Annotated in this window: 15 protein-coding genes and 1 tRNA gene; 5 read left to right on the forward strand and 11 right to left on the reverse strand. The window is 58.3% G+C overall.

The window, feature by feature from the left end; genetic code table 11:
- The first annotated feature begins 14 nt into the window (after positions 1 to 14).
- Positions 15 to 785: a DUF2993 domain-containing protein gene (locus GFS31_RS16650; protein WP_198805882.1), complete on the forward strand. Its 771-nt coding sequence runs from the start codon at positions 15 to 17 to the stop codon at positions 783 to 785.
- Between the two features lie 102 nt (positions 786 to 887).
- Here GFS31_RS16650 and GFS31_RS16655 read toward each other — a convergent pair whose 3' ends face one another.
- Both GFS31_RS16655 and GFS31_RS16660 read right to left on the reverse strand, forming a co-directional pair.
- Positions 888 to 1,883, reverse strand: a complete 996-nt coding sequence (locus GFS31_RS16655; RefSeq protein WP_198805883.1) for a glycosyltransferase — start codon at positions 1,881 to 1,883, stop codon at positions 888 to 890.
- Positions 1,884 to 1,892: 9 nt separating this feature from the next.
- The gene (locus tag GFS31_RS16660) at positions 1,893 to 2,798 is read right to left on the reverse strand and encodes a LysR family transcriptional regulator (RefSeq protein ID WP_198805884.1); all 906 of its coding nucleotides are present in this window, start codon (positions 2,796 to 2,798) and stop codon (positions 1,893 to 1,895) included.
- A 374-nt stretch (positions 2,799 to 3,172) separates the two neighbouring features.
- Between GFS31_RS16660 and GFS31_RS16665 the strand changes: the two genes are divergently transcribed.
- Both GFS31_RS16665 and GFS31_RS16670 read left to right on the forward strand, forming a co-directional pair.
- Positions 3,173 to 3,457, forward strand: a complete 285-nt coding sequence (locus GFS31_RS16665; RefSeq protein WP_198805885.1) for a hypothetical protein — start codon at positions 3,173 to 3,175, stop codon at positions 3,455 to 3,457.
- Positions 3,458 to 3,632: 175 nt separating this feature from the next.
- Positions 3,633 to 3,705 (forward strand) — tRNA-Ala (locus tag GFS31_RS16670).
- A gap of 214 nt (positions 3,706 to 3,919) precedes the next feature.
- Here GFS31_RS16670 and GFS31_RS16675 read toward each other — a convergent pair.
- The 5 genes from GFS31_RS16675 to GFS31_RS16695 form a co-directional block, all read right to left on the reverse strand.
- Positions 3,920 to 7,633, reverse strand: a complete 3,714-nt coding sequence (locus tag GFS31_RS16675; RefSeq protein WP_198805886.1) for a PAS domain-containing protein — start codon at positions 7,631 to 7,633, stop codon at positions 3,920 to 3,922.
- A 286-nt stretch (positions 7,634 to 7,919) separates the two neighbouring features.
- Positions 7,920 to 10,076, reverse strand: a complete 2,157-nt coding sequence (katG, locus tag GFS31_RS16680; protein ID WP_198805887.1) for a catalase/peroxidase HPI — start codon at positions 10,074 to 10,076, stop codon at positions 7,920 to 7,922.
- Positions 10,077 to 10,294: 218 nt separating this feature from the next.
- Positions 10,295 to 11,380: a photosystem II q(b) protein gene (gene psbA, locus GFS31_RS16685; RefSeq protein WP_198805888.1), complete on the reverse strand. Its 1,086-nt coding sequence runs from the start codon at positions 11,378 to 11,380 to the stop codon at positions 10,295 to 10,297.
- A gap of 207 nt (positions 11,381 to 11,587) precedes the next feature.
- Positions 11,588 to 11,935, reverse strand: a complete 348-nt coding sequence (locus GFS31_RS16690) for a histidine triad nucleotide-binding protein (protein WP_198808275.1) — start codon at positions 11,933 to 11,935, stop codon at positions 11,588 to 11,590.
- A gap of 167 nt (positions 11,936 to 12,102) precedes the next feature.
- Positions 12,103 to 13,413: a hypothetical protein gene (locus GFS31_RS16695; protein WP_198805889.1), complete on the reverse strand. Its 1,311-nt coding sequence runs from the start codon at positions 13,411 to 13,413 to the stop codon at positions 12,103 to 12,105.
- A 511-nt stretch (positions 13,414 to 13,924) separates the two neighbouring features.
- Between GFS31_RS16695 and GFS31_RS16700 the strand changes: the two genes are divergently transcribed.
- The gene (locus tag GFS31_RS16700; protein WP_198805890.1) at positions 13,925 to 15,283 is read left to right on the forward strand and encodes a UDP-N-acetylmuramoyl-tripeptide--D-alanyl-D-alanine ligase; all 1,359 of its coding nucleotides are present in this window, start codon (positions 13,925 to 13,927) and stop codon (positions 15,281 to 15,283) included.
- A gap of 54 nt (positions 15,284 to 15,337) precedes the next feature.
- Here GFS31_RS16700 and GFS31_RS16705 read toward each other — a convergent pair whose 3' ends face one another.
- Genes GFS31_RS16705 through GFS31_RS16715 form a run of 3 tightly spaced genes read right to left on the reverse strand, consistent with a single transcriptional unit; the run spans position 15,338 to position 18,325 of the window.
- Positions 15,338 to 16,306 (reverse strand): GDP-L-fucose synthase family protein, encoded by a 969-nt coding sequence (locus GFS31_RS16705; RefSeq protein ID WP_317135044.1) that lies wholly within the window; start codon positions 16,304 to 16,306, stop codon positions 15,338 to 15,340.
- Between the two features lie 47 nt (positions 16,307 to 16,353).
- On the reverse strand, positions 16,354 to 17,370 hold the full coding sequence (locus GFS31_RS16710; RefSeq protein WP_198805891.1) for an HD domain-containing phosphohydrolase: 1,017 nt from the start codon (positions 17,368 to 17,370) through the stop codon (positions 16,354 to 16,356).
- 58 nt (positions 17,371 to 17,428) lie between these two features.
- A complete protein-coding gene (locus GFS31_RS16715; protein WP_198805892.1) occupies positions 17,429 to 18,325 on the reverse strand; it encodes a tRNA (5-methylaminomethyl-2-thiouridine)(34)-methyltransferase MnmD in 897 nt (298 codons plus the stop codon).
- Positions 18,326 to 18,619: 294 nt separating this feature from the next.
- On the opposite strand from GFS31_RS16715, the gene GFS31_RS16720 reads away from it, so the two are divergent.
- Positions 18,620 to 20,350, forward strand: coding sequence for a diflavin flavoprotein (locus GFS31_RS16720; RefSeq protein ID WP_198805893.1), 1,731 nt, complete (start codon positions 18,620 to 18,622; stop codon positions 20,348 to 20,350).
- Positions 20,351 to 20,353: 3 nt separating this feature from the next.
- On the opposite strand, the gene GFS31_RS16725 is transcribed toward GFS31_RS16720, so the two are convergent.
- Entirely contained in the window at positions 20,354 to 21,424 is a 1,071-nt protein-coding gene (locus GFS31_RS16725; protein WP_198805894.1) for a peptidoglycan-binding protein, read from the reverse strand.
- Positions 21,425 to 21,708: the final 284 nt, after the last annotated feature.

Raw genomic sequence — 21,708 nt, forward strand, 5'->3', positions numbered from 1 at the left:
AATCCCCAGAGATAATGGATCCAATTTTCCCGGAGGAGGTAGCGTCGGAGGCGACCTCTCCAGGGGCAGGGCGAGGGGTGATTAGTCGCCTATTGCCGCCCGCCATTCGCCTGTGGCTGCACACCCAACTGGATCACATCGAAGGGCTAGAGTTTCGCCTAGAGGGCAAGGATCGGCAAATTCTGTCGGGCCACATTCCCCAGGTCAGTTTGTCGGCCCAGCAGGCGGTGTATCGGGGGCTGCACGTCAGCCAAGCGGCAGTGGCGGCCAAAGAGATTCGCGTCAACCTGGGCCAAGTGGTGCGGGGCAAACCCCTGCGGCTGCTGCAAGCTTTCCCGGTAGAAGGACGGGTCTACCTCAGCACCGAAGACGTGCGGGCCTCCCTCCATGCGCCGTTGCTAGAGCAGGGCTTGCAGGACGTGTTTCAACGGTGGGCGCAGACCTCCCCAGATTCCACCGTCGAGGACGATGTGCTGGAACACTTGACCACCCTGCCTCCCGCCACCCAACTCACCGACATCGCCCTGGGCCAGGGCACCCTCACCCTCACCTGGGCGCTGGAGGCCGACAAGCAACTCCGGCTGTGTACTCACCTCACTATGAAGGAGGGGCGCTATTTGTCCCTAGGGCAAACCGAGGTGCAGGTGGGTCAATCGGGCGTTTGGTCGGCCCCAACCTCCCTGGAAGATGTGGTGATGGATTTGGGCGCTGAGGCCCAGATTCACCATCTCGCCGTCACGCCCCAAGCCATTACCATGGAAGGTCTGGTGCGGGTGATTCCCTAGCGGGCACACTGGCCGAACACCCTTGACAGGACGAGACGGTTCTGCCCCGACGGTGCTGGGGGAAACGAGCGACACACCACGCAAATTTGGCCTGGAAGTCTCCTATTTAGGCAGCTTCTGGCGGATTTTGGTGATTACCTTTTTGAGGTAAAGACAGCGGAGGCGGGAGGGGGTAAGCCCAGGGATATCGCTGGGATGGTTGGCTCGGTGGTCGAAAAATTGGTTGAGTTCCGCCAGAATGACCCGAAGCCGGGGAATCAAGGCTTCCTCGCGGTAAGGCTGCAAATCCTCAGGAGCCATGAGTTTGGGCGTTGGGGTGGTGAGGGCGGCGAGGATGCGTTCGACATCGTAGGCCGTGGAGTAGACGCCAATTTTCTGGCAGTTGAAGCCCGGATCGAGGTAGTCGGCCAGGGCACCGTTGACGCTGGAAAACACCTGACAACCGCAGGCCATCGCTTCCATGGGCGGCAGGCCAAAGCCTTCGCTCACCCGACTGATCGCCCAGTATTCGGCGGAATCGTATAAATACACCCTGCTGCGGTTGAAGAGTTCGCCGAGGTCGTCCACAAAGCTATCCAGACAAACTACGTTGCAGTGGGGTTTGAGGGCGGGAACCAGGATGTTCAGCAGGTAGCTGGAGGACTTGCGAACCTGCACCAGCACGTCAATGTCGCGGGGGATCTGGCGGTTGGTGAAGGATTCATCAATGTGGTTGGGCAGGTAGAACAGGGGGGCATTGGCGCTGCGCTGGCCCCAATAGCCTAGGGAGTTGCGGCTAACGGTGATAATCGGCACATCCCCCGGCAGCGAGAAGCCGTAGCCGCTGCTGTGGGCGTGGTAGACCAGGTTGTGCCCCCGCAAACGCTTGGCCAACTTGGGCACATGGAAGCCCCAGCTCATCACCAAAATGTGGTTATCGAGGTCGGGCCGTTGCAGCAGGTCATCCAAAAATAGGGTGTCTGGCTCCCGCTGCTCGTAGGTCACAACCTCAGCCGTGCAGAGCTTTTGGGCCAGTTTGAGGGTTTTGAGTTCGGCAAACAGCCCGCCACAGGCGTAGCGCTTACTGGTGCCCGGTAGAAGAAAGTAGAGATGTCGCATGGGGGCATTTTAAACGGCTTGGGCGCGGCTAAATTCTCCCGTTTCTCGCAGGGCATCTAAAAAGGCGTAGAGGGCAGGAGTATGGAGGGCATCTTTGAGGATGGTGGCTCCAATGGGCCGACAAATGGGGAAGGGGAGGGAGAAAATCCGCACATCGGGGGGCACAGGTTCGGCGGCAAGGCGGGGCAAAATGGCTAGCCCCAATCCCTGCTGCACCATCGCCACCATGGAAGAATCGTGGCGAATGCAGTAGGCGAGGGTGAGGAGGTCATCCTGGGCACTCAGTTCTCGGCGAATGCGCAACCCACAACTGCTGTGGGAGGAGCCAATGAGCGGGATAGATCGCAGGTCTTCGAGGCTCAGCCGTCCGGTCTGGGGCTGGAAATCGGGGGGCAGCAGGGCCACGTAGGGATCGTCAAAAATGTGCAGGCTCTCAAATTCTTCACCCTCAATAGTTTCGGCGACGCACACATCGGCCTCCCCTTTGCGGAGGGCTTCCTTGAGTTCGTGCAGTTCATCCATTTCGATCAGGCTGATGGCAATGGCCGGATAGCGGCGGTGCAGGCGGGCCATGGCCCCCGGCAGCACATGGGTGGTACAACTGCGAAAGCTGGCAATACGCAACTGCCCCCCTTGCAGCCCCTTCGCTTGGTTGGCTTCGCTGGCGATGGTGTCTAGCAGCCCCAAAACCTCCCTAGCATGGTGGGTGATGCGTTCACCCACGGGGGTTAACCGGGCTCCATGACGGCCCCGTTGCAGCAGCAGCACCCCCAGTTCTTCCTCCAGGGTGGCAATGGCGTGGCTAATGGTGGACTGGGACAAATTGAGTTCTAGCGCGGCCTCGCTAAAGTTGCCGCAGTCGGCAATGGCCACCAGCGCCCGCAATTGAGACAGCTTAAGTTTGCCAGGGTTCATGGCATCCCCCAGAAGATGGGTGTTGAACAGGAAATACGGGAAATAGGCGTTATACCAATGCTCCTAGGCTAGCCGATGGCGCTGACGGCAACGTATCGATTTTTTGCATAGAACCTATCTATCCCATGCGTTGGCGGTTTTTGGCAGGGCCAGTACATTAAACGTATCCGCCGTTACCGATACCCAATTCCCTAGCCGCCGCGCAACGGCGGTCATCGGGTGGTCTTTGACTTCAGGTTTCTTCCTCGCCGAATCCTTGCCTTGGCTCCCTCTTGGGGGGAGTTCCGTCGGTGTTGCCTCCCTGGGGGCAGGATTTGCCAACCGAAGCATGGCCCTGAATCTCCCACAGCGCACGTTATTTTCCCGGAGGAACGATGATGAACAGCACCCAATACTCTAACTACGACCTCGAGCAGCAACGGCAACAGCTTGAAGCCCTGGTTCGGCCCCGGCCCTCCGCTCTCCTGCGCCAAACGCTACTCCGGTTAGGCCATGCCTGCCTGGGTTGGATGCTGCCTAACAACAGTCCTCGCATCCAACAGCGGTGGCAAAACGACTGTACCTACTGGACAGTCTACGATCCTGTGACCAACCGAACCCAGCGGTTCTACTCCGAAAACGACCTGCGAGTTTGGCTTGAAGGACGCTACTACGAGTGAGTGGTGCGACGGCTGGGGCCGGGGGTCTGCTACCATCCACCCGAAAGCGTGCAAGGTCTTCGGCTGAATGTCTTCGGCTAAATCGCGTTGCCCTTGCACGTCCCTTCGTTCCCCATCCCTAACATCGGACTCATGCCGAAGCCCAAGAGTTTTGGTAGGATAGTCGCAGACCTTCGGGGAATTAGCTCAGTTGGTAGAGCGCTGCGATCGCACCGCAGAGGTCAGGAGTTCGAGTCTCCTATTCTCCATGCTCTTGAACCCATGTCGCTCAAGGGCGGCATTGATCCACGGTGCAGGGACAAAACTTGAGGTAAGGGGCTGAAGGCTGGTTCCGTCTAGGGTTGACAGAATCAGGTTTGGATTGGCTCACTGCTATCGTTTGATGCGGGGTAGCCTGTCCCCGGTTCTGGGCGATGCTGAACCAGCCGGAGAACAGCCACAGCAACGAGCGCATCATGAGTATCAGCGAGTTGCAGCTTGGGCCAGCAGGACGGTAATCCGTTGGCAGAGGTGCTTCAGGTGAACGGGTTTGCGGAGATATTGGTTAGCCCCGGCAATGAGGCAGCGTTCTTCGTCGATGGGCATGGCGAGGGCGGTGAGGGCGATAATGGGCACTGCGGTTAGGGTTGGGTGTTGGCGGATTTGGCGGATGGCATCTAAGCCGTCGAGGTCAGGCATTTGGATGTCCATCAAAACCACATCTGGCTGGGCGGTGATGGCTAGGTTGACGGCTTCTAAGCCATTGCGCGCCACGATTAGTCGGTAGCCCCTAGCCTCCAGGTAGGAGGTGATGGTGCTGATGTTAGCTTCGTTATCTTCGGCAAGCAAGACCAGGGGGGCGGTGGTGGGTGCCGTTGGGGCCGGGGCGGCGATGGCGGCGACGGTATTCTGGCCTAGGGAGGCTGTGCCGGAAAGGGCGATGATGGGAAGCTGCACGGTAAAGCAACTGCCCTGACCCACATCACTGGTGAGCGTTACCTCACCGCCGTGGGCATCCACAATTCGTTTGACCAGGGCAAGCCCCAGTCCGGTGCCGTCGTGCTGACGATTAAGGGCCGCATTGATCTGAACAAAGGGTTGAAACAGCTTTTTCGCATCTTCGGGGCTAATGCCAATTCCGGTATCAGTTATGGAGAGCGACAGCACCCCCAGGGTATCTCCCTGACCAGCGTGGGGATGAATTAGGGCTGGGCTTTGGGCCTCAGTAGAGAAGGGGAGGGCGACGTAGCTGGCCGCGAGGGTGATTTGGCCTCCTTCGGGGGTAAATTTGACGGCATTGGTGAGGAGGTTAATGAGTACCTGGCGCAGGCGGCGGTCGTCGCCATAGAGGTCGGGCAAGCTATCGGGGATCAGGGTCTTGATCTGCTGGCGCTTTTTGTGGGCCTGTTGTTTCACAAAGGCGATGCTGGTCGTGCACAGTGGCCTAACGCCGATGGCGCTGAAATCTAGATCTATCTGCCCTGCTTCAATTTTGGAGAGATCCAGAATGTCGTTAATCAACGAGAGGAGGTGCTGTCCACTGCCCTGAATTGTGTCTAGGCTGCGCTGCTGGCGCTCATTCAGGGGGCCAAAAATTTCCTCTTGTAGCCCTTCGGCCATGCCCAGAATCGCGTTGAGGGGCGTCCGCAATTCGTGGCTCATGTTGGCTAGAAATTCATCCTTGAGGCGGGTGGCGCGTTCCAGTTCGGCATTGGTGCGGCGCAGGGCGGCTTCGGTAGCTTTGCGCTCTGTGATGTCTTCGACCAGTCCCTCAATGGCCAGGGGGTTGCCCTCCCGATCCCAAACGGCGTGCTGCACAACATGGAGGGTGCGCACGTCCCCGTCTGGCCGGGTGAAGGACATCTCAAATTCCTGGGAGGGCACCTTATCGGTCAGTAGTTTTTGCACTTTGGCCTGGGCCAGATCCACAGTTTCGGGGAACCAGTTGATGGTGGTTGCCCATTCTTTCCCCAACACGGCCTCTGGGGGAATGCCAAAAATAGACTGTAGTCCGCCGCTGACGTAGGTTAGCACCGTTCCGGTGTGGCTAAAGATGACAAACCGATCCCCAATATCATCCACCAGGCGCTGGAACTTGGCTCGGCTCTCCTGAACATCCTGTTCGGCTTGCTTGCGGTGGGTGATGTCTTGGTGAATCCCCACCATACGCCGGGGCTGACCTTGGCCATCGCAGTACAGCTTGGCCGTAGACAACACCCACCGTACCTGGCCATTGGGGCGGCGGATGCGAAATTCCGCATTGAAGGGAATGGCGGCCTGGAGGTCGGCCTCTAGCTGTGCCTCTACCCAGGGCAGATCGTCGGGATGAATCGCCGCCCGCCAGTCGTGGTAGGTGACGGGTCGTCCTAGATCTTGTAGTCCGTAGTCCTGATAAATTTGATCGTCCCAGAGGAGGTCGTGGCCCAGGTTCCATTCCCAAATGCCGTAGGATCCCGCTTTCAGGGCTAAGGTGAGGCGGCTGGACTGTTCCTTGAGGGCTAGTTCCGCCTGTTTGCGGACGGTGATGTCTTGGTTAATGCCAATCATGTGGATGGGCTGGCCCCGCTTATCCCGCTGCACATGGGCCGAGGACTGAATCCACCTCAGTTCGCCATCGGCCCGATAAATCCGAAACTCCGCCCCTTCGTAGGGCTCACCCTGAATGGCGGATGCCAGCAGTGCCTCTACCCGGTCGATGTCTTCCGGGTGAACCAGACTGCGCCAGGTTTGCCAGTCGGTCGTTTGCGCCGTTTCAGACAGGCCATAGATGCGGCAGAGGGAGGCATCCCAGAAGAGACCTTGGCCTAAATCCCACAGCCAAAAGCCAATGTGCCCCGCCTGCAAGGCCAAGGACAGGCGACTCGCCAAGCGCTGGAATTCTGATTCAGCGCTTTTGTGCTCGGTAATGTCTCGGCTGATCCCCACCACCCGCAGGGGCTGGCCTGCTGCATCACGCTCCACCTGGGCAAAGACTTGCACCCACCGAGGCTCCCCATCCGAGTGGCAGATGCGATAGTCTGCCCTGAAGAGGGTGTTGCCGTGATGCTCTAGCGCTTGATGGAGTTGGGCTTCTAGGGCAGGCCAATCCTCCGGGTGAACCCGGTGACACCAGTCGTCATAGGTCATGGGTTCTCCCTGGGGAAACCCGTAGATGCTGTACATCCGGCTATCCCAGGATAGATTGTTCACAAAGTCCCACTCCCAGGAACCAAAGCCCCCCGCTTCTAGGGCTAGGGTGAGACGGTTGTTGAGGGCTTGGGCAGCGGCTTCGGCTTCGGCTCGGGCTAGGCAGGGGAAGGTGCGCTGGGTGATTTCTTCAATGAGGGCAATTTCGTCCTCGCGCCACGTCCGGGGCACAGCATCGTTGACGCTCAAGAGGTAGCTCCAAGTGCCCTCGCGGTGGAAGGGTACGCTGACATAGGCTCGAATTTGAAGGGCGGCATAGCGATCAGTATCAATGCGAGGATCTTGATAGGCATCGTTCACCACAATGGTGTTGCCATCCCGTGCCGCCTGCCGAAAATCATCGGTGATGAATTCTGACAGCCGATGCACCCCAGCGACATCGGGCGTATCCACGCTGTGCCAGGTGTAGTGGATGGTGATCTGGTCGGCCACTTCGTCAATGTGGGCAAACAAACAGAGGGTCGCTTGCAGATAAGCCCCCACCTTGGTTCCCACAGTGCGCATAATGGCATCGGCGGTGGACAGGCGGGAAAGATCGCTAGTCAAGTCTGCCAAAAAGGCGAGGTTGCGTTCGGTGCGCTTGCGAGGGGTCACATCCTGGATCACGGCCAGCAACCGATAGCCTGCCCTATCCCCCACGCGGGTGAGAAATACCTCAAAGACCTTGTGCTGAGAGGCTAGGGCATGAGGGGCTTGCCCCTGACAGGCTTGGCCCTGGGGCTGGGCTTCCCACTCCAGCCGCATCGAAGCTCCGGTTTCTAGTACGCGGTCATAGTGGTTGTGCCACGCCTTAAATTCCTCTGGAAAGTGGGCGTGGATAGATTCACCACTGAGATCCGCAATGCCAAACATCGCCTGCATTGCCGGGTTCATGGCTACATAGGTGTAGTCGTGCCAACCATCGGGCCGCAGGGGGCCTCGCTCAAAGAGACACACGCCCTCCTCCATAGCCTCAAACAGGGCGCGATACAGGGTCTCGGCATCCTTCTGCGAATTGGGTTCTGGAAACATGGGGTGGGCCAATGGCATACTGAACTCCCCCTTAACCCGCTAGGGAATTCACGGAATTCTAGAAGCAATCTCCTCACTCCCATCAGGATAACCCCTTGGCTCTCTCGTCGCGGCTTTTATCGTCAAGCGAGTCAGAACGCAGGAATCGGGTCTGGACATAGGACAAAAAGCGCCCCTTTTCCAGGGGCGCACCTTGCCAATAGCCGTCTGTTAGCTTGAGTCCTAGCTTCGACAGCCGTATCCGTATCCGTAGTCGTATCCGTAGTCGTATCCGTCGCAACTAGGCTCAATCAAAACGGTCGGCATTCATTACCTTCGTCCAAGCGGATACAAAGTCTTGGACAAACTTGCCATGGCTGTCGTCCTGGGCATAGACCTCGGCGTAGGCCCGTAGGATGGCGTTAGACCCAAAAACCAGATCCACCCGGGTGGCCGTCCATTTCACCTGTCCGGTCTGGCGGTCGCAGATCTCGTACAGGTTTTTACCAGCGGGCTTCCACTCGTAGGCCATGTCCGTCAGGTTGACGAAGAAATCGTTGGTCAGCGCCCCTTCTCGGTCGGTGAACACGCCGTGCTTGGTGTTGCCGTGATTGGTACCCAAAACCCGCATTCCGCCTAGCAGTACGGTCATTTCTGGGGCGGTCAATCCCATCAGTTGGGTACGGTCGAGCAACAGTTCTTCGGGCTGCACGGCGTAGTCCTGTTTGAGCCAGTTGCGGTAGCCATCGTGGACAGGTTCCAGCGGCTCGAAGGACTCGATATCGGTCATCTCTGCCGTGGCATCGCCTCGACCCGGGGAAAAGGGCACGGTGATCTCCACCCCAGCCGCCTTAGCCGCTTGCTCAATGCCGACATTGCCCGCCAGGACAATCACATCCGCCACGCTGGCCCCGGTTTCGGCGGCGATGCCCTCCAGCACCGACAGCACCCTGGCCAGTTGATCCGGCTCGTTGCCCACCCAGTCCTTTTGGGGCGCAAGGCGAAGGCGGGCACCGTTGGCCCCTCCGCGCTTATCGGAACCCCGGAACGTCCGGGCGCTATCCCAAGCCGTACACACCATCTCGCGGATGCTGAGACCACTGGCGGCGATCCGATGCTTCACCGCTGGCACGTCGTAGTGGGCATGTCCGGCGGGCACCGGATCTTGCCAAATCAGGTCTTCCTGGGGCACGTCGGGGCCGATGTACCGCGCCTTTGGCCCCATATCCCGGTGGGTAAGCTTGAACCAAGCCCGTGCAAAGACCTCTGAGAAGTAGGCCGGATCCTGGTAGAACCGCTCGGAAATCTGGCGGTATTCCGGATCCATCTTCATCGCCATGTCGGCGTCGGTCATCACCAGGTTGCGGCGAATGCTGGGATCCTCCACATCTAAGGGCAAATCTTCCTCCTTGGGGTTGATCGGCTCCCACTGCCACGCCCCGGCGGGACTCTTCTTCAGTTCCCAGTCGTAGTTCAGCAGCATATGAAAATAGCCGTTGTCCCACTGGGTGGGGTGGGGTGTCCAAGCCCCTTCAATACCGCTGGTAACGGCATCTCGGCCAATGCCGCGCCCGTTTTTTTTGTTCCAGCCGAGGCCCTGTTCTTCGACCTCAGCCCCCTCCGGTTCTGCCCCCAGCAGCGCCGCATCGCCATTGCCGTGGCACTTGCCCACCGTATGCCCCCCAGCGGTAAGGGCCACGGTTTCCTCGTCGTTCATGGCCATGCGGGCAAAGGTGACGCGCACATCATGGGCGGTCTTCAGCGGGTCGGGGTTGCCGTCCACGCCTTCGGGGTTGACGTAGATCAGCCCCATCATCACCGCCGCCAGGGGATTGTCCAAATCCCGCTCGCCGGAATAGCGGCTGTGGGGATTGTCGCTGGGGGCCAACCATTCCTTTTCAGAACCCCAATAAATATCTTTTTCGGGATGCCAAATGTCCTCCCGACCAAAGGCAAAGCCAAAGGTTTTGAGGCCCATCGATTCGTAGGCAATCGTACCCGCATAGGCGATTAAATCGGCCCAGCTCAGTTGGTTGCCGTACTTCTTTTTGATTGGCCACAGCAGCCGACGAGCCTTATCCAAATTGGTATTATCGGGCCAAGAATTGAGCGGCGCAAACCGCTGATTTCCGGTGCCTGCCCCGCCGCGTCCGTCAGCAATCCGATACGTACCTGCCGCGTGCCAAGTAAGGCGAATCATCAGCCCGCCATAGTGGCCCCAATCCGCTGGCCACCAGGGTTGGCTATCGGTCAGCAGGGCGTGTAAATCCTGCTTAAGGGCCTCAACGTCAAGTTTCTTAACTTCCTCCCGATAGTTAAAGTTAGTGCCTAGGGGATTCGTTTTGCTATCATGCTGGCTCAAAATATCCAGATTTAGCGCCTTGGGCCACCAATCCATCTGGGCCATGCTGGGTGTAGTGACAGCACCGTGCATTATCGGGCACTTTCCACGAGAAGTGCTCATAGTTTCATCCATATTGAATATCCTCTAATGAGTGATTGATGAGTATTTTTATCGCCACCATTTTCCTATGAATAGATCCGGCAATCTTAGGTTTTAAGGAAATCATCACAGTTGAGACAAATAGGCTCTCAATTCTGCCAGAAGTTCTTACGAAAACAGCGCTTCCTCGGCAAGGAAGCGCTGTTTTGAAACACCGTCAAGGACTAAGTCACTAGAAACTAGCCGTTGATCACAGGGGCTTGGAGGGTGACGGGGGTAACTTCACCCGCAGAGGCCAGGTCGAGGGGGAAGTTATGAGCATTGCGCTCGTGCATCACTTCCATGCCCAGGTTGGCGCGGTTGATCACGTCCGCCCAGGTGCCAATCACGCGGCCTTGGCTGTCCAGGATGGACTGGTTGAAGTTGAACCCGTTCAGGTTGAAGGCCATGGTGCTGATGCCCAGGGCGGTGAACCAGATGCCAACCACGGGCCATGCGCCCAGGAAGAAGTGCAGAGAACGGCTGTTGTTGAAGCTGGCGTATTGGAAGATCAACCGACCGAAATAGCCGTGGGCGGCCACGATGTTGTAGGTCTCTTCCTCTTGGCCAAACTTGTAGCCGTAGTTCTGAGATTCGGTCTCGGTGGTTTCACGCACCAGAGAGGACGTCACCAGAGAGCCGTGCATGGCGGAGAACAAGCTGCCACCGAACACAGCCGCCACCCCCAGCATATGGAAGGGGTGCATCAGGATGTTGTGCTCTGCTTGGAACACCAGCATGAAGTTGAAGGTACCGGAAATCCCCAGGGGCATCCCGTCAGAGAAGGAGCCTTGGCCGATGGGGTAGATCAGGAACACAGCGGTGGCAGAGGCCAGGGGCGCGGAGTAGGCCACGCAAATCCAGGGGCGCATCCCCAGACGGTAGCTCAGTTCCCACTGACGACCGAGGTAGCAGAAGCAACCGATCAAAAAGTGGAAAATGATCAACTGGTAGGGGCCACCGTTGTACAGCCACTCATCCAGGGAAGCGGCTTCCCAGATGGGGTAGAAGTGTAGACCAATGGCGTTGGAAGAAGGCACAACCGCGCCAGAAATGATGTTGTTGCCAAACATCAAAGAACCCGCTACGGGCTCACGAATGCCGTCGATGTCAACCGCAGGGGCCGCGATGAAGGCGATTACAAAGCAGATGGTTGCAGTTAGCAGGGTGGGGATCATAATCACACCGAACCAGCCAATATATAGGCGGTTTTCGGTGCTGGTAATCCACTGACAAAACTGCTCCCAGATGCCCACGCTATCGCGGGAACGAAGGGAAGTCGTCATGATTAAAAAGCCAATAAATGAATAAGAGCCGAACAGGATAGAGAATGATTAAGGATGCCTATCCTGTTGGCCATCGTAAAGTTTCCCTCGCAATTTCAAAAGCCCCGATCAGAAAAGTTTATTTCGTTGTACAAAAGTAAATAGCCTGTTGTAAAACGAAATATTTTTGCGATCACAATCTGTATTTCCGTTGCAAAAGGTAACGCATCAGCCCGGTGGCCAATGCATACCCCGCCCACCCATCAGGTGAAAATGTAGGTGGAACACGGTTTGTCCGCCCTCTTCGCCAATGTTGGTAACAACCCGATAGCCCTTTTCGGTCAGCCCCTCTTGGTCAGCGATCTGCTTGATGGTGATCAAGATATGCCCCAGCACGGCTTTATCCTCGGCGGTGACATCGGCCAAACTGGGGATAGGCTGCTTGGGAATAACCAGAATATGGGTCGGGGCCTGGGGGACAATGTCTCGAAAAGCAAGGCAGAGATCGTCTTCGTAGACGATGGTGGCGGGAATTTCCCGGCGAATAATTTTGCCAAAAATGGTGTCGCCGCTCATGGAAAGCTCGATAAACAACCGTTGCCATTCTCCCACAGGACTTCCGATCCCTTGCCCTGGGGAGGCCAGAATGAGGGACACCGCTGGCCTGAAGTCTGGCATTGCTCCCACGGATTTCCTAGGGCGCGATTTTCCCAGGCCGTTCGCCTCCCCCAGCCTTCATGCCCCTAACGGGAGCCCAGATGGGATAGATCCAGGGTGCCAAAGTTGATACTAAGGGCGATGTTGACGTTTTCCAGCACTTTCACCAGCCAGTCTACCGCTTCGCTGGAGGCGGTTTCGTAGTGGTTGAAGAGGAGGGAGAAGCGGCGATCTAGGAACGGTCGCACCTTTTGGCAAATCAGCAAAATCCGCAGTAACAGCCCAGTGGTGTTGATGGGGCCGAGGTTGTTGATGAGATCGATAAAAACGTAGTGCTGCTTGCCTGCGTTGGGATCGACCACCAGGAAGTTAAATAGGTTGCTACAGGTTCGCACCCGCAAAAAGTCATCCACGGGCTTGTTGTCGCTGTCGGAGAAGGTGCCGAACAGGTGGTCATGCAGCATACTCTTAAACTGGCGCTGGCCATAACCGGGTTCCACGTCGGCCATGATGTAGTCAAATAGGTCGGCCTTGAAGTCTCGGAAAGTGCTGCCCTGGGGATGATTGGTGAGAAACCGCTGGGCCGTGTCTCGGTAGCTGAGGCTTTGCCCCGGATCCCGGTGGCGGGCAAACTGTTTGAGCGACGTCACCAGTTCTCGATCCGTCAGCAGGGTGGGATTTTGGATCACCCGCAGCCGATCAATGGCCTGAACCTGCCCCAGCCGATGGAGCTGCCGCTGGCGCATCCGGTAGGTGACGTAGTGGGAGAGGTCTACCTCAAACTGATGCTGGGCTTCGGCCTGCATCGTTCGCACAATCTGCTGGTGCTGGAGGTCGCTATCCTCGGTGACGAGGCAGTGCTCATAGAGGTAGGGGTAGCGATTGATGAGAGACCCAAGGGGAACCACAGCATCGGCTTCGTCTGGCTTGGCCTTGGCGGCTTGGCGAGACTCAATGATGCGGGCCAAACGACGGAGAGCTAGGTATTGCTCGGTTTCCCGAAATTCCTTCGCCGCTTGCCGAATTCGGCGCATAGAGCGAGAACGAGACATTTCAGAAACCCGACTGGTGGCGGCGGGCTCGGCCTCAAAGAGGTTGACGAGGTTGAGGATAGCGGGCTGAAGCTGGGGGTGGGTTTGCCAGCGGTTAATAAAAATATGGCAGCAGCGGTTGAGGACGAAGCGGAAGTATTCCTCAATTTCTGGAGACGCCAAAATATTGTCTAGAGCGGTGAGGACGTCGCGGTCGGGGTAGCCAAAGCCATCAATAAACAGCGACTGAAATCGCCCAACCAGAACGTCGGGCGATTCGGATCCAACACAACCCAGCAGATGATTGTACAGGAACTCCTCATCTGCGGTAGTGATGCGGTGGTTGTGGGTTGCTTTAGTTTTCACGGGTTTACCGCCCTTGCCTGGGGATTACGACCCTGATTGGGATCTAGAGAGACGAAAACGAGACCATGGTGGAGGACTGAGGGAAATAGGGGACAGGTGGAAGATGCACAGGATGGCAGTGGAAAACCTCTAACTCTATCTAAGCGGAAAGTAGGGAACGGCTGCGTCAGTTTTTACACCAGATCACAGAGGCATCACACTCTAGGAGATTGCGTATTTTTTCGAGCAAGGTGAGGAAAGCATCCTATCCATGACGTCAAGGTTAGCCCAACACGAGGGTGGCTAGGACGACGGGGATGGACGACACCACGGGGAGTACCTGCGGTAGGTCTAAAACTCCGGTCGTTTCTGGTGTGCCCCCGTCAAACTTAACGCCCTATTCGTCTCTACAGGGGAGAAAACACGAATTCGAGATTGAGACCGTGATAACTTTACAATTAATCTGCTTTCTTTGCTAGCAATGTAAAGCACTGTGCCTTGGTAGGGAGAATCCCTGAGGATAGGATTAGGAATGACCGACGTAGCCTCCGTGGGCAGCTTAGCAAAGATTTTACAATCCCCCCTTCACGCGCTATCTCCAGCTATCTGGGAACAGAAGGTATCTAGCATTACTACGGATACCCGCGATTTACGGAAAGGAGCGCTATTTGTCGCCCTAGGGGGGGAACGCTTTGACGGCCATGATTTCCTGGAAACCGCCATGGCCCAGGGCGCGGTGGCAGCGGTGGTGCAGGTAGGTCGGGAACGGGCAGACTTTCCCTGCCTTGCGGTACCGGATACCCTAGCGGCCTATCAACGCCTAGGCCAGTGGTGGCGCGGTCAACAACGGGCCAAAATCGTGGCGGTAACGGGCTCCGTCGGCAAAACCACCACCAAGGAACTGATTGCCGCTGCCCTGGCCACCCAAGGCTCCGTCCTCAAAACCCAGGCCAACTACAACAACGACATCGGCGTGCCCAAAACGCTGCTCCAACTTCAGCCCGACCACGACTTTGGCGTGATTGAAATGGGTATGCGGGGGCCGGGGGAAATTGCGGTGCTGGCCCAGGTGGCTCAGCCCGATGTGGCGGTGATTACCAACGTGGGGACGGCCCACATTGGGCGACTGGGCTCAGAGCAAGCGATTGCCAATGCCAAGTGTGAGCTCTTGGCGGAGTTGTCTCCCCAGGGCATCGCCGTCCTCAACCACGACAATGATCGGCTGATGGCAACGGCGGCAGCGGTCTGGCCCGGTCGTACCCTCACCTTTGGCCTGGAGGGGGGGGATGTGCGCGGCACCCTGCGGGATGGCGATGTGCTGGAGGTGGACGGCGTAGCCCTGCCCCTGCCCCTGCCGGGACGGCATAACGCCCTCAACCTGCTGGCGGCGGTGGCGGTGATGCAAGCCCTCAACCTGGATTGGCGCGTGCTTCAGCAGGGGATGACCGTTGACCTGCCCCAGGGCCGTGCCCGCAGGATTGACCTCGGAAATGACATCCTGCTGCTGGATGAAACCTACAACGCCGGGTTTGAGTCCATGACTGCTGCCCTCCATCTGCTGGCCGAAACGCCGGGACAGCGGCACATTGCGGTACTGGGCACCATGAAGGAACTGGGCGATCAGTCTGTGTCTCTCCATCGGCGCGTGGGCGAAACCGTCCAGCACCTCAAAATTGATGCCCTGATCACCCTGGCGGATCCCGATGAAACCAGCGCCCTAGGGGCCGGAGCTGACGGTGTACCCACCACAGCCTTCGCCGACCATGATGCCCTGACGACCCACCTGCGAGACGTCTTGCGCCCTGGAGATCGGGTGTTGCTGAAGGCGTCCCGTTCCGTGGCCCTCGACCGGGTGGTAACGGCCCTTACCGCCAGCGCTATCTCCGCCTAGTCCTTGACCCCAGAATAGCTAACTTTCGCCAATCTCCCAGGGACAACCGCTAACCTAGCGCCGGAAGCTATCGGCATGGTTGAGGAACCAGGCGTAGGTTTTTTCGATGCCTGTTTTGAGGTCGATCTGGGCTTGCCAACCCGCTGCCCCCAGGCGGGACACATCCAGCAGCTTGCGGGGGGTGCCATCGGGTTTGGTGGTGTCAAACACCAGTTCCCCTTCGTAGCCCACCACGGCTTGAATGGTTTTTGCGAGTTCCTGAATGGACACTTCTTGCCCAGTGCCGACGTTGATAAATTCCATGTCGTTGTAGGTGTTCATCAAAAACACCAGGGCATTGGCCAGATCATCGACATAGAGAAATTCCCGCAGGGGCGTGCCCGTGCCCCACACCGTCACCGTGGGCTGATTCTGGAGCTTGGCCTCGTGGAATTTCCGCATCAGGGCGGGGAGGACGTGGGCATTTTCTAGGTGAAAGTTGTCGTTGGGGCCATAGAGGTTGGTGGGCATAGCCGAAATAAAGTTTGCCCCATACTGGCGGCGATAGTTTTCGCAGAGCTTGAGCCCCGCAATTTTGGCGATGGCGTAGGGTTCGTTGGTGGGCTCCAAAAAGCCCGTCAGCAGGTAGTCTTCCTTCATTGGCTGGGGGCACAGTTTGGGGTAAATGCAGGACGATCCCAGAAACAGCAGCTTTTTGACCCCGTGGCGGTGGGCGCTGTGGATCACATTGGCCGCCATCATCAGATTGTCGTACAAAAACTCGGCCCGGTAGATGTTGTTGGCCTGGATGCCGCCCACTCTAGCCGCCGCCAAAAAGACGTACTCCGGCTGTTCCTGGGCAAAAAAGGTCTCCACCGCTGCCTGACTTCGCAAATCTAAATCCTGGCTGGTGGGGAGCACCAGGTTGTGATGTCCCTGGGCCTGGAGTGCCCGCACCACCGCACTGCCTACTAATCCTCGGGCTCCGGCCACGTAGATTTTGGACGAGGCATCCATGGGCGTTGGGGCAAGGGAAGACGACATCGGCACATCCAAACAATACACTTTAGTTCAACTTTAAACCTCAAGCCCTATCGCCGTCGATTCACGAAGCTGGCGCTGGTTGGGGGTGATGGGGCTGTCCGCTGCTTCAAAAAATGGGCAAACTGCCTCACTAAGGCCGGATCTCGCCAGCCCCGTTCTACCTCCTGGGCCAGGATGGCAAGGGACTCTTCGATGGAAAAGGCGGGTTTGTAGGGGCGGGCATGGGTAAGAGCATCAAAAATATCAATGAGTTGAAACACCTGGGCTAGCCGAGGGATGGCGTCTCCCGTGAGGCCATCGGGGTAGCCGCTGCCGTCCCAGCGTTCGTGGTGGTGGCGAATGATGGGCACCACGCCGCCCAGGGTGCGGAGGGGCTGGCAGATGGACTCACCGATCAAAACATGCTGCTCCATGATCGCCCGCTCAGCCGGGGTGAAGGGGCCAGCCTTCAGCAAAATGTCATCGGGAATGCCCACCTTGCCGATGTCGTGCAGATACCCCGCCCAGGCTAAATTGCGAATGTGCTGGGGCGGCAGCTTTAGATATTGGCCAAATTCCTGGGCGAGAGTCACCAGTCGTTCGCAGTGATCGCCCGTATTGGGATCGCGGCTTTCGATGGTGCGGGCAATGGAGAACAGCACCTTTTCCGCATGATCGAGGTCTTCGTTTAGGCGCTTTTGGTGAATGAGCGACCTAGCCCGTGCCGACAGTTCCAGCGCATCAAAGGGCTTAGTAATAAAGTCATCGCCGCCCGCCTCAATGCCTTTCAGTCGGGCTTCTCGATCCTCCAAGGCCGTGACAAAAATAATCGGAATCAGCCGGGTCGCGTCGTTGCGCTTCAGCCGCCGACACACCTCATAGCCGTCTAGCCCCGGCATCATCACATCCAGCACAATCAAGTCTGGAGGGCACTGGGCAATTCGGCTGAGGGCCGCGTGGCCACAGTCGGCCTGCTCTACGTGGTAGCCATCCACCGCCAACAGCGCCACTGCCGTCATCCGACTGGGAACATGATCATCGACGACAAGGACGCAGGGCGGAGAGGGATCGATGGAGTAGGGCATGGCTGAGAAGGTGGCTAGGGAGAGTCGTGGAGCGTTGGAGTGATAGATCAAGGGGACATTAGAGCCAGCGTTTGCGCCATTGAGAGGTAGGGGCCAAGCCAGACTGAGCCTGTTCCTGCTGGCGACGCTGACGAATGGCGTCGGCGCTGTCTTGCAGGCTGGGGTCTCGGTAGGGCACGGCGGCACGGGTTTGCAGGTGTTCCTGCTCTTGTTGAGAAAGGGCATCTAGGCCATCGGGCGACCAGCGCACCAGGGTTCCGGGCCAGCGACGACCCGCCGCTGCAATGGGGCCAAGGTGTAGGCCCACCTCCAAAAACGCCGCCCGCACCGCCGCCGCGCAGGAATAGGTCGCCAGTTTGCCCTGGGGGGCCAAGCAGCGGGCCACCTGGCCCATAAAGTCCACCGTCCACAGTTCGGGGCAGTGGGGCGGCGAAAAGGGATCGAAGAAAATCACATCCGCCTGAAAGCCTCCCTCGGCCAAGGTTTGAATCGTCTGACGGGCATCCCCTAGGCGCAGTTCCGCCTGTAAGGGAGGCGCATTCACCTGCCCAACCTCGGCCAGTTGAGCCAACATGGCCTGAATTTCCGGCAACCACCGATCCACCAGCCCCGCATCGACCGCCTGTTTGGGCACCCGACCATCCAGTTCTAGGCCCATCAGATGTACCCGGCACTGGGGATTCACCTGTCGTACCGTGGCCAGGGCGGCTGCGGTGTTATAGCCCAACCCGTAGCAGACATCCAAAATCCGCAGGGCGTCGGCCTGGGCGAGTTGGGTAAGATCGGTGGCCTCCACGTAGGTGGTGTAGGCTTCGGTATAGGCCCCTTCGCGGCTGTGGAACCACTCGCCAAAGTCTTCGGAAAACAGGGTAAAGGAACCGTCGGCGGTGGGCTCTGGGGTAAGGGCTCCCTGAAGCAATGGGGGTAGTGCTGGGGCGAGAATAGGGTCAGACATTTTACATGGTTGATTTCAGGAAGGCGACGACTAGATGCAAACGCCCGACGAGCAGGCATCAGGTGGGGTATAGATTAGATCATGCCATTGCTGCCATTAGCAATAGTGACCCCGCTGGCTAACGTTTTACGTCAAAATAGTTACATTAGAAACAATCCAGTTGCTAAAGGCTACAGGACTTCAGCAACCGTTACCCTGGCCCTGGGGTTTACCCCGCCCCTGGCTCCAAGGCGTCGGGCTAGGGACATAGGATAGGTTTAGTCTGGCGTGTTTAGTCGTAGGGAGAAGGTATCCATGGTTGCAGCCGTCGCAAATCCTCAACAGAAGCGCCTCACCATTGCGGTGGAAGCCATCGCCGAAGAGGTGACGACGATTCGGTCGCTGGATTGGGATCGAGATCGCTTCGACATCGAGTTTGGCCTGCAAAACGGCACCACCTACAACTCCTTCATCATTCGCGGCGACAAAACCGCCCTGGTGGATACCTCCCACGCCAAGTTTCGGGAGCTTTACCTCAAGACCCTGACCGGGGAAATTGACCCCAAAACCATTGATTACCTCGTCATCAGCCACACCGAACCCGACCACAGCGGCCTAGTGCGCGATGTGCTGGAACTGGCCCCGCAGGCCACCGTTGTAGGGGCCAAGGTCGCTATTGCCTTTTTGGAAGACCTGGTACACCGTCCCTTCGAGCGGTTGATTGTCAAAAATGGCGACACCCTAGAACTGGGCAACGGCCATACCCTGGAATTTGTCAGCGCCCCCAATCTGCACTGGCCCGACACGATTTTTACCTACGACCACAAAACAGGCATTCTCTTCACCTGCGATGCCTTCGGGATGCACTTTTGCAGCGATGCCACCTACGACGAAGACCTGGAGGTGCTGTCTCCCGATTTTCGCTTTTACTACGAGTGTTTGATGGCTCCCAACGCCCGCTCGGTGCTGGCGGCGATGAAGCGGATGGACGCCCTGCCCCCGGTAAATATGATCGCCACCGGGCACGGCCCCCTGCTGCGCTACAACGTCGCCGAACTGACCGGACGCTACCAGCGCTGGAGCCAGGAGAAAACCAAGGCCGAAGACCTGGTGGCCGTGTTCTACGTGTCGGACTACGGCTATAGCGACCGCCTCTCCCAGGCGTTAGCGCGGGGCATCACCAAAACCAGCGTGGCGGTGGAAATGATGGACATGCGCTCCGCCGACCCCCAGGAGGTGACGGAACTGGTGAACCGGGCCAAGGGCTTGGTGATTGGTCTGCCCCCCGCCTCTGGCCCCATCGCCAACGAAACCCAGGCCACCCTCGGCACCATCCTGGCGGCGGTTAACGGCAAGCAAACCGTCGGCCTGTTCGAGTCCTACGGCGGCAACGACGAACCCATCGACCCCCTGGCCAACAAGTTCCAAGACCTGGAACTTGCTGCCGCCTTTGCGCCCCTGCGGGTCAAAGACACCCCCAGCGAAGCCCTCTACCAGCGCTGCGAAGAAATGGGCACCGACCTCGGCCAAGCCCTGGCCCAGGCCGGAAAAATGAAAAAGCTCAAATCCCTCGATGCCGACCTAGAAAAAGCCCTCGGTCGCATCAGCAGCGGCCTCTACATCATCACCGCCCAAAAAGGCGAACGCTCTGGGGCCATGTTGGCCTCCTGGGTGTCCCAGGCCAGCTTCCAGCCCCTTGGTTTCACCGTGGCGGTGGCGAAGGATCGGGCCATCGAATCCCTGATGCAGGTGGGTGATACCTTTGTGCTCAACGTCCTAGAAGAGGGCAAGCACCTGCCGCTGATGAAGCATTTCCTTAAGCGCTTTGCCCCCGGTGCCGACCGTTTCGCCGGAGTCCGCACCCGCCCCGCCACCAATGGTTCCCCCATTTTGGCCGATGCCCTGGCTTACCTAGAATGCGACGTCACCAGCCGCATGGAGGTGAGCGACCACTGGATCGTCTACTGCACCGTCCAGGATGGCAAGGTGTCTCACCCCGATGGCCTCACAGCGGTTCACCATCGCAAGGTGGGCAACTATTACTAAAGCCTATAAGGGCTGTAGCCATGCGGTAAAGATCCACATATTGCCCTGGATTTCTGTCCAGTTGCCGACCACCTGGCCCGTGGTGGTGACAATGGTGCCATTGGCAAAGGTAGCGACTTTTCGATACTCTGGCTCTGGCCCCGGCCCTGAGAAGGCGTCGGCCTGGATGGAATCTCCCGCATTGACGCGCATCTGGCGGCTGACCGGGCCGGGGGGTTGGGGTTGGGTGGCGTTGTAGAGAGCTTGCCAGGTGGCGGCGTCTACAATGCCTGTCTCTGCTAAGCCGTTGACCCGCTGAAAGGTGCGTACAGCCGCCTGGGTTTCGGCGTCGTAGAACCCGCTGATGACGAAATTGGGCGGCAAATAGCCCAACTGCCTCAGCCGTCGCTGCAAATCCTGCACGTAGGGATCCGGCGTGGGCGTTGGGGTTGGGGTTGGGATGGGCGTTGGTTGGGCGGGTGGGCCTTGGCCGGGGGCAAACTGGAGAAAACTCCCATCCACCCAGGTGCCGTCCGTGAGTTCCGTCCAGTTGCCGTTGAAGCGCCCGGTAAAAGGGAGGCGGCTGCCGTGGACGTACTGCCCAACCAGGGGATAGCTTGTACCAGGGCCGCGCCGAATATTGAGGGCATAGCCCGGTGGCGTGGTCACAATGGCCACGGTTTGGCGACTGGGAAAGCTCACGCAGGCCATCCGTTCGCGAGGGGGCGTGGTTGTCACCCAGTTGTTGGCCACCCAGGTGCCGTTGGTGAGCTGTAGCCAACCCCGACGGCTGGTGCCCGATAGCTCTAGGGGACAGCCCCGCATATTCTTTTGGTGAACGCCGAAGGTTGTCCCTGGCCCCCAACGGCTATTGAGGGCATAGCCCGCTGGCGTATTGACATAGACCACGCTGCCCCAACGGCCATTGGCCCAGGCCAGGGAGGAGAGGGGCGCACCGAGGCACAATCCGCTGACCAGCACCAGAACACCGCCGCGCTGCCAGCAACCGCGCCACAGTGCCCGCCGCCGAGGAAAAGGGGAAGCGATAGACGGTTGAGACAACCCGGTTTCTGAGGGCTGTGCAGACCCCGGCATGGCCATGATCAATCGTGTACAGTGACTCCTCAATCATAGTCACGATCTCGGTTTCGGCACTAGGTTTTGGCGAGATAGAAGCCCCCGCCGCAACAGAACGGCTCAATCCGGGACTAGGAATCCTGGTTTTGGTGGACTTGAATGAAAATGGCTTGACTATTTTGGCGATGTAGAGAGCCGCTCACCTAGGCCGCTGGAATGCTAGGGGGATGCTAAACCGCTCTATCCTTGCCCCAATTGCCTCCAATAGACTGATTAAGAAGGCCCAGGCCATCCCTCGACCG

The sequence above is a fragment of the Leptolyngbya sp. BL0902 genome, from assembly GCF_016403105.1.
Classification (GTDB): domain Bacteria; phylum Cyanobacteriota; class Cyanobacteriia; order Phormidesmidales; family Phormidesmidaceae; genus Nodosilinea.